We start from the raw sequence: 14,065 nt of genomic DNA on the forward strand, positions 1-14,065 counted from the left end.
CCGATCCTTTTCCGGACGCCTCCTCTGATCACCGGTGACCCCCGCATCATTCGGAGGGTGCGCCAGAGGGTGTTCGCATGCTTCGGTATTTGACGCGCACGCGCACGCCCGTGAAGTATGGCCGGTGGCGGCGGTACAGGCCGCTCGCCGGACGCCGACGAGATGAGCTGCATGCCTTCGGACTTCGCTCTGTCCGGCACTGCAGCTCGCGAGCCTGCACAGATGCCTCAGCCGCGACTCCGTGCCCTGCTCCTGGGACTGGCGGGCTGGCTGCTCATCGGGGCGAGCCTTGGCCTCTCGGTCGGGATCGCGTCGGCGTTCGACCAGGCGTTCGGGCTTGCTCGGTCCACGGCGGTCTTCGTGCAGGCGGCCCTCATGTCGGCACTCGTGGTGCCCGCTATCGTCCTGCTGCGCCGTCGGGTAGATCATCGCAGCCTGGGGAGCCTCGGACTCAGCGCTCGCATCGTGCGTCCCCTGACCACGGGCATCGCAGTCGGGGTCGGGACTGGCCTCGTCGTCTGGGTGCCCGCATGGCTCGCTGGATGGATCCGAGTCGATGACCTCGACCCCGTCGCGTTCGCACGATTCGTCCTCGTGAACGGAATCGTCCTTGCCCTCTTCGAAGCGCTGCCGGAGGAACTCGCGCTGCGCGGGTACATGTGGACGAACCTTCGCGATGGGTGGGGCCTCGTCGTCGCTACCCTCGCCACGACAGCGCTCTTCCCATTCGTCGGACTCGTGGTCGGGCCCGTGCGGTGGCTCATAACGACCGCGCTGGGCGACACGGGCAACGAGCTGTCGGTGTTCCCCGCCGGGAACGAGCCCGTCGTCTACGTAGTGCAACTGGCACTGTTCGGACTCGCCCTCGTCGCCGCCCGGCGCCTACCCATGGAGGGCGCACTCCTGGTCGCGGTCGCCTTCCACTGGACACAACTCAGCGTGACCCGCACCGTGCTCGGCGGCACGGGCTGGTTGGAGTCGGGCTGGACGATCACGTGGGTCGAGCCCGACGCCATCGCCCTCGTCCTGGTGCACATCGTGCTTGCCGGTGCGGTGTTCGTCACTACTCGCCAGGTGATGCAGCGCCGTGTCTCCATGCGCAGCTGACCACCAACACCGGTGCCCGTCTCGTCCTCGCCGATTGACGAGCACCCCCCCTCAGCAAGGGATCGGCTGTCGAGACAGCGCCGGCAGCCGATCGGCGGGACGGGCGGCGGACGCAAGGAGAGGTTGCGCTGCTGGGAGGGGGGAAGAATCCGAGACCCCACGAGGTGCCGGCGGCGTGCAGGTAGCTTCATGCAGACCCGCCGGGCGGCTGACGCGATCAGGCGATGCCGCTGCCCCCGTCGACGAGGAGCTCGCTACCGGTCATCCCCGAACTCTGGTCGGACACGAGGAACAGCACCGTGGCGGCGACCTCCTCTGGATGCAGGAGGCGGCCGAACGGCATCCCGCTCGCCATCTGCTCGAGCATCGCGTTCGGGTTGCCCGGAGCGAGGCCGGCGAGACCCGGGGTCTCGGTGGGCCCGGGGACGACCGTGTTGATCCGGACACCGCGCGGCGCGAGCTCGGCTGCCCACGTGCGGGTGAGGGCAGCGATCGCGGCCTTCGACGCCCCGTACAGGCCGAACGACGGCTCGGAGCCGGACGCTGCCGTCGATCCGGTGACGACGACGGCGGACCCCTCGTGCAGGAACGGCAAGGCGCCCTGGACGGTCAGGGTGGTCCCGCGGACGTTGGTGCCGAACGTCGCTTCGAAGTCCTCAGCGGTGACGGCGTCGAGCGACCTGAACTCCCCGCCGCCGGCGTTCGCGTGCACGGCGTCCAGCCCGCGACCGCGCTCGGCGACCGCGGCGAAGACGGTTGCGATGTCCTCCGCTCGGGCGGCGTCGGCGCGGATCGTCGTGACCGCGTCGCCGAGCTCGTCGCGCACGGCGTCGAGCGCCTCCTGCCGCCGCCCGGTGACGAAGACGTGCGCCCCCTCGGCGACGAACCGGCGCACGACCGCGAGTCCGATGCCCGAGGTTCCGCCCGTGACGAGTGCGGTCTTGTCTTGCAGTGCTCCGACCATGGTGTCCTCCTGGAGTTGTTGTTGACTGCTTGGTCCAGAACAGTACGCCGTGCTTGACTGATCAGTCAACAACGAGTTTCGAGGAGTCCACATGCCCAGACCGCGCAAGTTCGACGAGGCCGACGTGGTCGAGCGCGCACGACGCACGTTCGCGGAGTCCGGCTTCGACGGCACATCCCTCGACGACCTGCTCGCGGCAACCGGACTCGGGCGGCAGAGCCTCTACAACACGTTCGGAGGCAAGAAGGAACTCTTCATGCGCGCCTGCCTCAGCGACACCGCGGAGGCAGTCGAGGTTGTCCAGTCCGTCATGCGGAGTTCCGAGCACCCCATCGCGCGGATCCGGACGCAGCTGGTGTCCGTTGCGGTCGAGCACGGTGCAGCACAGGGGGCGCCCTCGCTGCTGCTCCGCGCGGCGGTGGAGCTGTCGGCCCGTGACGCGGAGGTCGCCGCGACCGTCTCTGAAGCCTTCGACACCATCCGCGCGGGCTACACGGCCTGCATCGTCGACGCGCAGACGGCAGGCGAGGTCGAGGCCGATGCCGACGCCGAGGCGCTCGGCACCTACTTCTGCGCGGTCATCGAGGGGATGGTGGCGATCGGACGCGTCGGGACCTCGCGAGCGGCGCTCCTGCAAGTGGGGATCGCGAGCCTCGCGGCCCTGCCGATCACGCCGCTTGGCAAGGAGCGCCTCGGGACCGCGGACGATCCCTGGGACTGAACGTCGGCGCGTGCTGGGGTGGCGCTGCGGCGACGTGACCGGCGGGGCGGGGTGCCGCCGCGCCTCCTGTCCGGGTCTGGAGGCGCGCATCCAGCGGGCGCGACGGTGCGGGTTCCAGAAGCGCTCACCCAGGTGGCGTCGTCCGCACACCCTCGGTGTCGTCTGCGCCCGCCGGGCTGGTGCCGGCCTGGTCGGGGTCCTCGTTCGGGTCGCCCACCCCACGGCCGCTCCGCTGGTTGCAGACAACCTGTTCCGCCGTGCGTGTCAGCGCGTCGGGTCGGGACGGTAGTGCCGCAGCCACTGCTCCGTCTGTGCGACGTGGCTCGCCGCCGCCGTGGCTGCCGCGACCGGATCGCGCTGCCGGATGGCCCGTGCGATGGCCCGGTGCGCCTGGTCGCTGGTGTGCTTGATGGTCTGCCCGTCCGGCATGTCGAACATCTGGTACGCGCGACTGCGGCTCCGGAACACGCCGAGCAGCGCGACCATGGTCGGGTTGCCTCCGGCCCGGGCGATCGCCTCGTGGAAGTCGGAGTCGAGCTGTGCGGACTCCTCGACGTCCGTGGTGGCCTCGAGCGCGTCGAGCACGCCGTCGAGCTCGTCGAGCAGGTCGGCGCTGGCGCGTGCGGCGGCCTGTGCCGCGGCGTGGCTCTCGAGCACCCGGCGCAACTCGTACACGTCGAGGAGTCCGGACAGTGGCAGCAGGCCGACGGTGAGGGCGAGGCTGCCGATGATGTCCTCGGGGCGGAGCGCCGACACGTAGACGCCGGATCCGTGGCGGGACTCGACGGCACCGAGGGCGGAGAGCATGCGGACAGCCTCGCGCAACGACCCACGCGAGACCCCGAGCTCCTGACAGAGGTCCGCCTCGGGCGGGAACCGCTGCCCGGCGCCGAGGCGCCCCGAGCTGATCATGTGACGCAGGCCGTGGAAGGCATCGTCGACCGCGGACATCGTGCCCCTCTCTTCCGGGCGAGCCTACCGGCATGAAGACGCCCCATCAACGCGCTTCGACAAGCGACTCATCTGATGTCCTTGCACTTGATCGGGCTGTTGACACGTTCGTAACGCAGTCGAAACCGGAGTCATCTGATGACTTCCTAGTGTTGCCGGCATGGCATTCGCGACGACCACCGACGCCGCTCGAACCGATCCCGCGGTCGGCCCCGAGCCGCTGACGCTCCAGGACGGGCGGCCGGCGGCTGCTGCGTTCACGCTCGACCCGCACCTCGGCCACCTCAACCACGGCTCGTTCGGCGCTGTGCCCCGCGCCACGCAGGTCGAGCAGCAGCGCCTCCGTGACGTGATGGAAGCAGCCCCGGTCGCGTGGTTCCCGCCGTTGCCCGGGCTCGTCGCGCAGGCGCGCGGCGGCGTCGCCGAGTTCCTCGGCACCGACGTCCGGGACACGGCGTTCGTCGCGAACGCGAGTGCCGGCGCGAGTGTCGTCTACTCGAGCCTGCCGGTGGGCCGCCGGGTCGAGATCCTCGTCACCGACCACGGCTACGGAGCGGTCACGATGGGTGCCGAGCGACTCGCCCGGCGCTGGAACGGCCGCGTCCGCACCGTCTCGGTCCCGCTCGACGCCGACCACGACACGGCAGCCGGGATCATCACGGACAGCATCACCGACGCGACGTCCCTCGTCGTCATCGACCAGGTGACGTCCCCCACGGCGCGGCGCCTGCCGGTCGGGGCGGTGGCACGGCACGCCGCGCAGCTCGGGGTACCCGTCCTGGTCGACGGTGCGCACGCGCCCGGACTGCTCGCCGATCCGCTCGCCGACCTCGAGTGCGACTTCTGGGTCGGCAACCTGCACAAGTTCACCTGTGCGCCCCGGGGGACCGGCGTCCTGGTCGCCCGCGGCCCGCTCGCCCAGGAGCTCAACCCGTCGATCGACTCGTGGGGTGCGACCGACCCCTACCCGGAGCGCTTCGACACCCAGGGCACCCTCGACCTCACCGGTTGGCTCGCGGCATCGACGTCGCTCGACCTCATCGGCGACACGTGGGGGTGGGACACGGCTCGCCGGTACATGTCCGATCTGGCCGACCACGCCGTCGACGTCGTGGCGGGAGCCTTCTCGGCGATCACCGGCGAGGATCACCGCGTCGACGTCGGCATGCCCGTCGGTGCGCTCCGCCTCGTGCGGCTGCCCGGAGTGCTCGCCGCCGGACACGGCGAGGGCAACGCGCTCCGCGACCGCGTCCTGGACGAGCTCGGCGTCGAGTGCGCGTTCACGGCCTTCGCGGGCGTGGGCTACCTGCGGCTGTCGACCCACGTCTACAACACCGCTGCCGACTACGAGTCGTTCGCCGAACGCTGCGTGCCCGTCCTCGCGGACTGGGCCCGCACCGACTGAGGACCTCCGACCGCACCACCCGTCCGACCCTGACGACACGTGCTCCACCTGACACGAAGGACAACCGTGAAAAGCACCAAGATGATCGCGGCGCTCAGCCTGGGCCTCGCCACCGCGCTGCTGGCAGGAGGCTGCTCCGCCCCGAGCAGCAGCGACGGCACCGTCACCCTGCAGATGGTCGAGAGCCTGACGAACCCGACGCGCACGACGCTCCTCAAGGAGCTCCTCGCCGACTTCGAGGACGAGAACCCCGACATCCGGGTCGAGCTCATCTCGCCGCCGACCGACCAGGCCGACCAGAAGATCCAGCAGATGCTGCAGTCCGGCAACGGTGTCGACGTGCTCGAGGTCCGCGACACGACGGTCGGGCCCTTCAGTGCGAACGGCTGGATCAGCGACATGTCGACCGAACTCGACGACTGGTCCGGCTGGGACGACCTGACCGAGAACGCCGTCGACTACGCCAAGAACGACGACGGCACCGTCTACTACATCCCCTACGGCTTCTACGGATTGAGCCTCTTCTACCGCACGGACCTCACGAAGGACGCCGGGTTCGACGCCCCGCCCGCCTCGTGGGACGACCTGCTCGAGCAGGCCACGGCGGTGCAGGAGTCGGGTGACGGCGACTACGGCTACGCCTTCCGCGGTGGCATGAACGGCAACTCCAACCTCGTCACCGCCATCGAGGCCTACGTGGCCGACGACCTCGACACCGAGAACGCGTTCCGACTGGAGAACGGCGACACGATCTTCTCGGCACCGGAAGCCCAGGACGCCGCCGACATGTACTTCGACCTCTTCGAGAAGGCCTCGCCGCCGTCGAGCGTCGCGTGGGGCTACCCGGAGATGGTCGAGGGCTTCTCGAACGGCTCGACCGCGTTCCTGCTGCAGGACCCCGAGGTCATCAGCGCGATCGGGACCTCGACGGCCATCGAGGCCGACCAGTGGACCACGGCACCCCTGCTGACCGGGCCGACCGGGAAAGCCGCCCAGGCCGTCGCCACGTCGGGCTGGGGCACCGCTGAGTCGAGTGAGCACAAGGCCGAGGCGGCGAAGCTGATCGAGTTCCTGTCGTCGGGCGACGCCTCCACGCGCTTCACCAAGGAGAACAGCCTCGTCCCGATCCTCACCAGCGCCACCGAGGACCCGTTCTACAGCGAGGGCGCCTGGGCGAGCTACGTCACGATGACCGACGCACCGGAGACCTACATCCCCGTCGTGCAGCCGCGGACCGTCGCATGGTGGACCGAGTGGACCCAGAAGGCCGACTCTGAGCTGCAGCGGGTCCTCGTCGGCGACATGACGAGCAAGCAACTGCTCGCCAGCTGGGACGAGTACTGGACCGAGAAGGACGCAAAGTGACGGTCCAGGACGCGTCCACCGCGCCGTCCGCGGTGTCGGGGGCCGGCACGACTCGTCCGGCCCCCGGCGGTCGAAGCGGAGGCAACGACCCGAGGAGGCGCGGCTCCTCACTCGCGGGTCGCCGCACCTTCACGAAGCGGAAGGGGCTCAGTCTCCTCGGGTTCATGGCACCCGCACTCGTCTTCGTGGCGGTGTTCGTCTACTACCCGTTGTTCGCGGGCGGTCAGATGGCGTTCCGCAACTGGAACCTCAACAACCTCAGCGACACGTCGTGGGTGGGGCTCGGCAACTTCCGCGACATCCTCACCGACCCCGTCTTCTACACGGTGCTCCGGAACTCGGTCGTCTGGGTCGTCGCCTCGCTCGTGCCGCAGTTCGTGATCGGGTTCGCCCTCGCCTTGTGGCTGCGACGCAAGTTCCGGTTCCGTGGGCTGTACCAGGCGCTCGTGTTCTTCCCGTGGGCGGTGTCCGGGTTCCTCATCGGGATCCTGTTCCGCTGGATGTTCAACAGCGAGTTCGGTGTCGTCAACGACCTGCTCGCCAAGGTCGGACTGATCGACGAGCCGATCAACTGGCTCGCTGACCCGGCGACCGCCATGGTCGCCGTGCTCATCGCGAACATCTGGTACGGCGTCACGTTCTTCGCGATCATGAGCCTCGCGGCGTTGCAGTCCGTGCCCGACGAGATGCTCGAAGCCGCCGCGCTCGACGGGGCCGGCAAGGTCCGCACGCTCTTCTCGATCGTGATCCCGTACATCCGCGTCACGCTCGCCCTCACGGTGCTCCTGCGGGTCATCTGGATCTTCAACTTCCCCGACATCATCTACGGCATGACGGGCGGCGGCCCCGCCGACCGCACCCACATCATCACCACGTGGATGATCCAGACCACCCAGCGCGGCGACTACGGACGGGCCTCGGCGCTCGGGCTCATCGTCATCGCCGTGCTGCTCGTGTTCTCCGTGTTCTACCTGCTCGCGATGCGGGAGAAGGGACCCAAGACCCGATGATCGACCACGAGACCCGCTCAGCCCGGTTCGTCCGATTCGGATTCCTCGGGCTGTGGCTCCTCATCACACTGTTCCCGCTGTACTGGATCACCATCACGTCGCTGAAGGCGCCCGGCTCGATCTTCAGTCGGCCGCTCACGTACTGGCCGACGGAGTTCTCGCTGCAGAACTACATCGGGTTGTTCGCCAAGTCGCAGTTCGGCGTCTACGTGGTCAACAGCCTGGTCGTCAGCCTGGCGGCCGCAGTCACCGCGACGGTGATCTCGTTGCTGTCCGGCTACGTGCTCTCCCGCTTCGAGTTCCGGACGAAAGGCGCGCTGCTGACGGCGTTCTTCGTGACCCAGATGATCCCATCGTTCATCGCGCTGGGGCCGTTGTACCTACTCATGACGCGCCTCGAGCTGGTCGACAACCGGGTCGGGCTCGTCCTCATCTACATCGCCGTGTGCATCCCGTTCAGCACCGTCATGCTCCGCGGGTTCTTCGCGAACGTCCCCGCCGCACTCGAGGAAGCGGCCATGATCGACGGCTGCTCGCGGTTCGGCGCGCTCTTCCGCGTGATCGTGCCCGTGATGAAGCCGGGGATCGTCGCCGCGTTCATCTTCAACTTCGTCAACTGCTGGAACGAGCTGTTCCTGTCGACGACCCTGATGAACAGCGACGCGAACAAGACCCTCCCGACCGCGATCAACGGCTTCATCAGCAGCTTCAACATCGACTGGGGACCCATGTCGGCGGCCGCGGTCCTGACCGTCATCCCGACCATGGTGCTGTTCGCGTTCGCGAGTCGGTGGATCGTGCAGGGCCTCACGGCGGGCGCGGTCAAGGGCTGACGCGGCGGGGCTCCTCGGCCTCTTGTCCACCCCGAGGTGCCCCGTCCAGCGTGCTAGCCTCCGCGCTCCGCGCTCCGCACGATCACGCCGGTGGGGTCGTCCCTGCGCCCTCGGTGTCGTCCGCGCCAGCCGGACCGGTACCGGCCTGGTCGAGGTTCTCGTGAGGGTCGCCCATGTCGCCGGTCGTCTTGCCTGCGGGCGACAGCCCGAAGTGCTTGCGGACGGCGTTCGCCTCGGTGACGGACAAGGTGTTCCCGGCTCCCGGGGAGGGCGCCCCCTTGATCGCGCTCTTCGTGTACCCGACGTGCAGGTCCGTGCCGTCGAACGTGGCGTCCTCGACCGGGACGAGCGCGGTGTAACCCCCGAGGAGTCCGGTCGCGACGCTGACGAACGCGGCGCTGCCGTCCTCGTCGGAGGGGAACACCTGCGCGACCTTGCCGACTGTTGCGCCGTCGCGGTCCCGGACGGTCGCGTGCTCCACTTCGTGGATCTGGTCCTTCGTGATCATGTCTGCAGTCAACGCCCTCGGCCTGACGCCGGTGTGTCAGTCTGCGCGTCCCCGTGACCGGTCTGATCCTCGAACGCCGCTCGGCGGACCGCGAGGTAGGCAGCAGGAATGGAGAGTACTGCGCCGCCCACGAGGATGACCGACGAGAAGATCACCGGTGCAGGGGTGCGGAGCGCGGGCGCGATGATGCACACCGCGCACCAGAGGACGCTGATCACGCTCGAGACCAGCGTCGGAGGCAGCGCCGCTCGGTGCCCGGTCCGCCAGGCGTCGTCGCTGGACATCGTGACGCGCGTCCGGACGTCGGCGAGGTCGTTCCGGCCGAGCTGCCCGGTCGCAGCTCTCCACGTCAACCACATCACGAGGACCGCGCTGCCGATCTCGAGGGCGAGTGCGGACACCACTGCTAGGGCGACTCGTTCGTGTCGTACGGGTCCGTCGGTTTCCCGCGCGGGACCGAGATCGACGACGTCCACGCCGCGAACGTGTACGCGAAGGACGATCCGCTCGCGCCGGTCGGTCGGCGGCTGGGCGTGGCAACCCGGGCATATCCGCTCGGGTTCGACGGCGTGCAGGAGTTCTCCTCGGAAGCAGCCGAGGGTACGAGAGGGGTGACGGGCCACGACATGCGGCACGACTCCGATTCGGACGACGTCGGGTACCTCTCGAACGACTCGACCACGCTCCGCACGCTGGCGCAGATCGTCGCAGACGGGAAGATGGGGCCATGAGCGTCAAGTTTCGTCCCCGACTGCGCGGCGCGATCGTGACCATGCTCGCGGCCGTGGTGCTCGTGACGACCGGATGCGTCTCAGGCGGCGCAGGCAGAGGAGGCGACGTGACCGGACAGGACGCGCAAGACGCAGCAGGTAAGACCCAGGCGCAGGTAGCCGATCTCTCGTTGCAGGACGAGTTCGAGCTGGCTGGCGAGCGGTACGAGCACGGGCAGGCCGTGCTCGCAGCCGCACAACGACAGATCTCGGACGGCACGTGGTACTGGAACGGCGGAGACGTCCGTCCTCTGCCCGCAGGCGACGACGCGTTTGGAAAGGCGCCGGAGGGTGCGACCAAGGAGAACTCCTACGCGTTCCGTGCCGTACGGATCATCGAACCGGAGGGTGCGACCGGCGCGGTGGAGGACCTCGATCCGATGCAGCGCTACTTCGATGAAGAAGGGTGGCGCTGGAGCAACGCGAAGGTCGGTACGGATCACGAGGTCCGGGCCGACACCGGTGACGGATGGTGGGTGACCTGGAACGTGCGGCCGAACGGGCAGTACTCGCTCGGTGTGTACAGCAAGGCGTTCTGGGCACACGATGCTCCGGAGCTCATCAAGGCGATCGCACTGCGCGACCCCGCCGACTTCCCCGATGAATCCGAGCCGGGTGTCTCGGAGCCGTTCCCGAAGTGGAGCGATCCTGTCCGGCAGCGCTGATCTCCGGACGAGGGTGCGCCTCGCAGACGCCGACCGGTCTGCGAGGAACTTCCGCGTGGCACCCACTCGGTGGGGGGCCGTCGCCGGCCTCCGGGCGACCGCAGCCGCACTGTTCATGGTGGTCGTCCTCACCGGCTGCAGCGCCGGCATCGGGAAGACTCCCGAGCAGGCGAAGGAGTCCATCGTCACGTTCGTCGAGGGCTCGACTGACGTGGTGGGGGACGGCTGGGAGGTCAGTGAGGGCCCTGGGCTCGGGAAGTGCGGCCTCGCCCCGGGCGTCCGCGGCGTCGAGTACTCCTACGCCATGGTCCGGTCCGCGAGCGCTGACCCGAAGGCCGACGTCGAGGCGGTGGAGCAGCACTGGAAGGACCTCGGGGTCACGACCGAGCGCTACCAGACCGGCGGCGAGGACCCGATCCTCGGCGTCCGAGGTGGCGGTGGCCCAGTACAGTCTTCGGACTTCCGGGCCGATCCCCGCGGGTACACCATCGACGGCAGCTCGCAGTGCTTCGTGGGGAACTTCGACCGGATGAGCCTGGACAGCCAGGACTCACGGACGTGACCCGCCTGCCGGAGCCGAGCCGTGCCTCCAGGCCGGTCCGGAGCCGCGCCGTTACCGCGCTGCCGGCACCGCGAAGTTCGCCAGCTCGGCCCGCACGATGTCCGCACCCGCGGACAGCGCACTGAGCTTCCCGAGCGCCGCGCCCCGCGCCAACGGCGCCATCCCGCAGTTCGAGCTCGGGATGAGCTTGTCCGCATCGACGAACTCGAGCGCCCGACGCAGCACCTCCGCGACCTCCTCCGGGGTCTCCACGGTCTCGGTCGCAACGTCGATCGCCCCGAGCATGACCTTCTTGCCCCGGATCAGCTCGACGAGCTCGAGCGGCACGTGCGAGTGGGTGCACTCCAGCGAGACGATGTCGATGGATGACTGCTGCAGCAACGGGAACGACTGCTCGTACTGCCGCCACTCCGCCCCGAGCGTTTCCTTCCACTTGTTGTTGGCGTCGATGCCGTAGCCGTAACAGATGTGCACGGCGGTCTCGGCGCGCAGGCCTTCGGTAGCGGGTTCGAGTGCGGCGACGCCCCAGTCCTGCACCTCGTCGTGGAAGACGGTGAAGGCGGGCTCGTCGAACTGGATGATGTCGACGCCAGCGGCCTCGAGTTCATGCGCTTCCTGGTTCACTCCCCGTTGCGCTGGAGTTCCTCCGCGTCGCCGGCGGTGCAGGAAGAGACGGCGTCGAGACTGTACCCGCGTTCGTCGGCGAGGAAGTCGATGCTCTTCATCGGGCCACCGACACCTCGCAGGCCGAGCGTCGGATCCGCGCCGCCACTCTTGTAGCGCTCGGTCTTGATCCCCTTCTCCTTCCAGAGCCGTTCGACGTTCGCTACATCTTCGGCGGGATCGCCACTGCGCTGTTCCCGCATCTTCGTGTAGAAGTACGCAGCGCCGCGTCCGCCGTTGTCGCGATTGCATCCTTGAACTGCCGGTCCGCTCGCCACCGACCACGCGCCGCCGACCGCGTTCGCGGTGTCGTCGACGATCGCCACGATGGCTTCTTTTGCGTCCGTCGGGGTCTGCTCGTTCTCCACGGTGGTTCCTCCGTTGCATCCGGTCAATGACAATGCTGCTGCGACGACCACGGCGATGGTGGCCGACAGTCGAACCGCCAACAGCTGGGGAGTTCGTTGAATCATGCGTCGAGCCAAGTCGCTACTCGTGATCGGCGGATTCGTGGTGGTTGCTGATGCTGAGGGTTCACTTCGTGAGCTTCCCTTCTTGATTGGTCGTGGCGTAAGCGACGTTACGGAGCGACTGTGTGTCGCGGTCGAGATAGCCGGTGTCGTGGGACGTATGCACGCCGTGGTCCGTCACACCCACGAGCGGGCCATCGCCGTCCGCGCCGAAGGTGTGAGCACCGAACCCGGGCGTACTGGGATCGACATGATGATCGTCACTGAACTCTCGTCCGACCGAGGCCCACTGGTCACCTTTCCCCTCGCGGAGCCGCGGGATGGTGCCATCAGTGATGGGGTTGACGTACTCGGCCTGACCGGCGTACACCTCATCGGCATGGAGGGTCGAGGCGTTCGGTACTGAGTCAGGAAGCCCAGCGGAAGCTAGCGTGACCAGCGAGTCGACGTGGACGCCCTCCTCGGTCAATGCGAAGGCGGCGGTCGTCGTGCCGTAAGAGTGCGCGACGACGTTCGTGGTCGGCGCGCTTCCAGCGCGGACGGCCTCAAGCCCTCGCAGTGTGTTTGCGAGATTCTTGCCACCCGCCTTCGCGTAGTCGCTCTGCCAGACACCGGGGTCGACATTGCCAGCACCCGGAATGGGGGGAGAGTCGTAACCCATCCAGGCAACAACGGCCCTCTCGGGTTCGCCGTGCACCCGCCCTTGCTCGTCGAAGATCCGCTGGGAGGCATCGGCCCAGCCGGTCATCTTCTCGGAACTCGACGCCATGCCGGGAACGGCGAGAGTGACGTTCTTGGCGGTGTCGAGGTCACCGATCGACACCGCAGCGAGCGGAGGGTGATCGCCCGTCAGAGAGATGAGGGAGCGCTCTCCGGCACGTCGCCCCTGGACCAGTGAGGTCTTGATGTTCTCGAGTGCGCGAAGGTCCCGAGCATTTGCAGCGCGAGCTGGTTGGTCTTGGTTCGAGGGCTGGTTGAGCCCGTTGAGGAAGTTCCGAGCGTCGGCAATACGTTGATCAAGTACGGCGACGTTCGCGGTGTTTCGCGCCCAGTACGGAACCCCCTCAAGGTTGCCGAGCTTGCTCAGCGCGCTCGTTGGGAGAGCGGCGAGGTCGCGCTCGTCCGCTTTCGTGTAGCCGAGCCTCGCCCAGAACGCTGCGACTTCTGCGGGAGTGGCTCCCTCCCGGAACAGGTCCCGGAACCGCGCGGGTAGATCGTTTGCGTCCGCGGCGTCAAGCGACACGTTGGACAGCAAGCCGTCTCCGCCCGCACGTTCGAACGCTTGCGCGATTCGTTCCACCCACGCGGCGTCTGCCTCGTTCTCCTCGAGCAGACGCTCGAAACCACCAGCGAAGGTCGCGCTTGTAACCGGTACCCAAGTGCAGGCGCCAGTGAACGCCGACCAAGCGTTCTTCACCGAGACAGCCTGAGTCGCCAACGCCGTGTCCTTTGCTCTGGTCATCGTCGCGAAGGACCGCAGCGTGGATGGGACGGCGGAGCTTCTGCCGTGCCCCGTGCCCAGACCAGTGCGAACACGCCCGCGCGGAGTGAAGGATGCTTCGATCGGGACAGGTCGAACGGGAATCTCTGAAGGTTTGATGTCGAACGGCCGCGCAGGAGGAAGGCTGATCGGGCCGAGCGGGGCGGCGGCTTCGGCTGCGTGTCGTTCGTCCTGCCGCTTCTGCCAAGCCTTGAGGTCGTGAAGACGTGTGCGCTCTTTCTCGGCATCAGCCTTGGCGGCGGTCACGGCTTCGCTGAGGCCGTCCAAGACAGAAGCGAGCTTCAGACGGTCCCCGGCTTCTACACCCACGGATTCGATGAAGCGGCCCGCGTAGGCACCTTTGAAGTCCTGAGCCGCGTCCTCAGCAGCTCCACGCCTAGCGCCGGCTTGCGCCCGCATGACATCAGCCGCAGTCTTCGCAGCCTGGGCCAGACGATCGGCCACGGCGTCGTCGAACGGTATCGCACCCACGAGATCCCCCAATGTTTCCCCCCGCAATAGCGAGCCTACCGCTGTGGGGAAGCCGATGAGGCCTCTTGCATCGCCCGCGTCTTTCGTGTGGCGGGGGCC

16 protein-coding genes are annotated in these 14,065 nt (G+C 68.1%); 9 read left to right on the top strand and 7 right to left on the bottom strand.

The genetic code is table 11. The features are described from left to right. The first annotated feature begins 222 nt into the window (after positions 1–222). The gene (locus tag H7A73_RS04945) at positions 223–1,107 is read left to right on the top strand and encodes a type II CAAX prenyl endopeptidase Rce1 family protein (protein WP_259362711.1); all 885 of its coding nucleotides are present in this window, start codon (positions 223–225) and stop codon (positions 1,105–1,107) included. Between the two features lie 217 nt (positions 1,108–1,324). On the opposite strand, the gene H7A73_RS04950 is transcribed toward H7A73_RS04945, so the two are convergent. Further along, positions 1,325–2,071: an SDR family NAD(P)-dependent oxidoreductase gene (locus tag H7A73_RS04950; protein WP_182064930.1), complete on the bottom strand. Its 747-nt coding sequence runs from the start codon at positions 2,069–2,071 to the stop codon at positions 1,325–1,327. 91 nt (positions 2,072–2,162) lie between these two features. Here H7A73_RS04950 and H7A73_RS04955 point away from each other — a divergent pair, with 91 nt between their 5' ends. Then, positions 2,163–2,792 carry a TetR/AcrR family transcriptional regulator gene (locus H7A73_RS04955; RefSeq protein ID WP_182064931.1) on the top strand — a complete coding sequence of 210 codons (630 nt, stop codon included), beginning with the start codon at positions 2,163–2,165 and terminating at the stop codon, positions 2,790–2,792. A 264-nt stretch (positions 2,793–3,056) separates the two neighbouring features. On the opposite strand, the gene H7A73_RS04960 is transcribed toward H7A73_RS04955, so the two are convergent. Then, positions 3,057–3,743: a FadR/GntR family transcriptional regulator gene (locus H7A73_RS04960; protein WP_111041431.1), complete on the bottom strand. Its 687-nt coding sequence runs from the start codon at positions 3,741–3,743 to the stop codon at positions 3,057–3,059. A gap of 160 nt (positions 3,744–3,903) precedes the next feature. Between H7A73_RS04960 and H7A73_RS04965 the strand changes: the two genes are divergently transcribed. The 4 genes from H7A73_RS04965 (at position 3,904) to H7A73_RS04980 (ending at position 8,356) form a co-directional block, all read left to right on the top strand. Beyond that, entirely contained in the window at positions 3,904–5,148 is a 1,245-nt protein-coding gene (locus tag H7A73_RS04965; RefSeq protein ID WP_182064932.1) for an aminotransferase class V-fold PLP-dependent enzyme, read from the top strand. Between the two features lie 66 nt (positions 5,149–5,214). After that, positions 5,215–6,513, top strand: coding sequence for an ABC transporter substrate-binding protein (locus H7A73_RS04970; RefSeq protein WP_259362713.1), 1,299 nt, complete (start codon positions 5,215–5,217; stop codon positions 6,511–6,513). Positions 6,514–6,677: 164 nt separating this feature from the next. Next, entirely contained in the window at positions 6,678–7,523 is an 846-nt protein-coding gene (locus tag H7A73_RS04975; protein WP_182064933.1) for a carbohydrate ABC transporter permease, read from the top strand. After that, entirely contained in the window at positions 7,520–8,356 is an 837-nt protein-coding gene (locus tag H7A73_RS04980; RefSeq protein WP_071262777.1) for a carbohydrate ABC transporter permease, read from the top strand. The genes H7A73_RS04975 and H7A73_RS04980 overlap by 4 nt, the downstream gene beginning before the upstream one ends. Before the next feature lie 82 nt (positions 8,357–8,438). Here the strand turns inward: H7A73_RS04980 and H7A73_RS04985 are convergent, their stop codons facing one another. Continuing rightward, complete coding sequence (locus tag H7A73_RS04985; protein WP_182064934.1) at positions 8,439–8,864, bottom strand: hypothetical protein; 426 nt, start codon at positions 8,862–8,864, stop codon at positions 8,439–8,441. A gap of 8 nt (positions 8,865–8,872) precedes the next feature. After that, entirely contained in the window at positions 8,873–9,265 is a 393-nt protein-coding gene (locus tag H7A73_RS04990; RefSeq protein WP_182064935.1) for an SdpI family protein, read from the bottom strand. 21 nt (positions 9,266–9,286) lie between these two features. Between H7A73_RS04990 and H7A73_RS04995 the strand changes: the two genes are divergently transcribed. Genes H7A73_RS04995 through H7A73_RS05005 form a run of 3 tightly spaced genes read left to right on the top strand, consistent with a single transcriptional unit; the run spans position 9,287 to position 10,861 of the window. Beyond that, a complete protein-coding gene (locus H7A73_RS04995) occupies positions 9,287–9,595 on the top strand; it encodes a hypothetical protein (RefSeq protein ID WP_182064936.1) in 309 nt (102 codons plus the stop codon). Continuing rightward, a complete protein-coding gene (locus tag H7A73_RS05000) occupies positions 9,592–10,299 on the top strand; it encodes a hypothetical protein (RefSeq protein ID WP_182064937.1) in 708 nt (235 codons plus the stop codon). Before H7A73_RS04995 ends, H7A73_RS05000 begins: the two co-directional genes overlap by 4 nt. A 55-nt stretch (positions 10,300–10,354) precedes the next feature. Next, positions 10,355–10,861, top strand: coding sequence for a hypothetical protein (locus tag H7A73_RS05005; protein WP_182064938.1), 507 nt, complete (start codon positions 10,355–10,357; stop codon positions 10,859–10,861). A gap of 51 nt (positions 10,862–10,912) precedes the next feature. On the opposite strand, the gene H7A73_RS05010 is transcribed toward H7A73_RS05005, so the two are convergent. From H7A73_RS05010 to H7A73_RS05020, 3 genes are all read right to left on the bottom strand, one after another. After that, positions 10,913–11,485 (bottom strand): hypothetical protein, encoded by a 573-nt coding sequence (locus H7A73_RS05010; protein WP_307804627.1) that lies wholly within the window; start codon positions 11,483–11,485, stop codon positions 10,913–10,915. Beyond that, positions 11,482–11,892: a hypothetical protein gene (locus H7A73_RS05015; protein WP_182064997.1), complete on the bottom strand. Its 411-nt coding sequence runs from the start codon at positions 11,890–11,892 to the stop codon at positions 11,482–11,484. The genes H7A73_RS05010 and H7A73_RS05015 overlap by 4 nt, the downstream gene beginning before the upstream one ends. A 166-nt stretch (positions 11,893–12,058) precedes the next feature. Next, the gene (locus H7A73_RS05020; protein ID WP_182064939.1) at positions 12,059–13,939 is read right to left on the bottom strand and encodes an alpha/beta hydrolase; all 1,881 of its coding nucleotides are present in this window, start codon (positions 13,937–13,939) and stop codon (positions 12,059–12,061) included. Positions 13,940–14,065 lie beyond the last annotated feature (126 nt).

The sequence above is a fragment of the Curtobacterium sp. ME12 genome, assembly GCF_903970855.1.
Lineage (GTDB): Bacteria > Actinomycetota > Actinomycetes > Actinomycetales > Microbacteriaceae > Curtobacterium > Curtobacterium poinsettiae_A.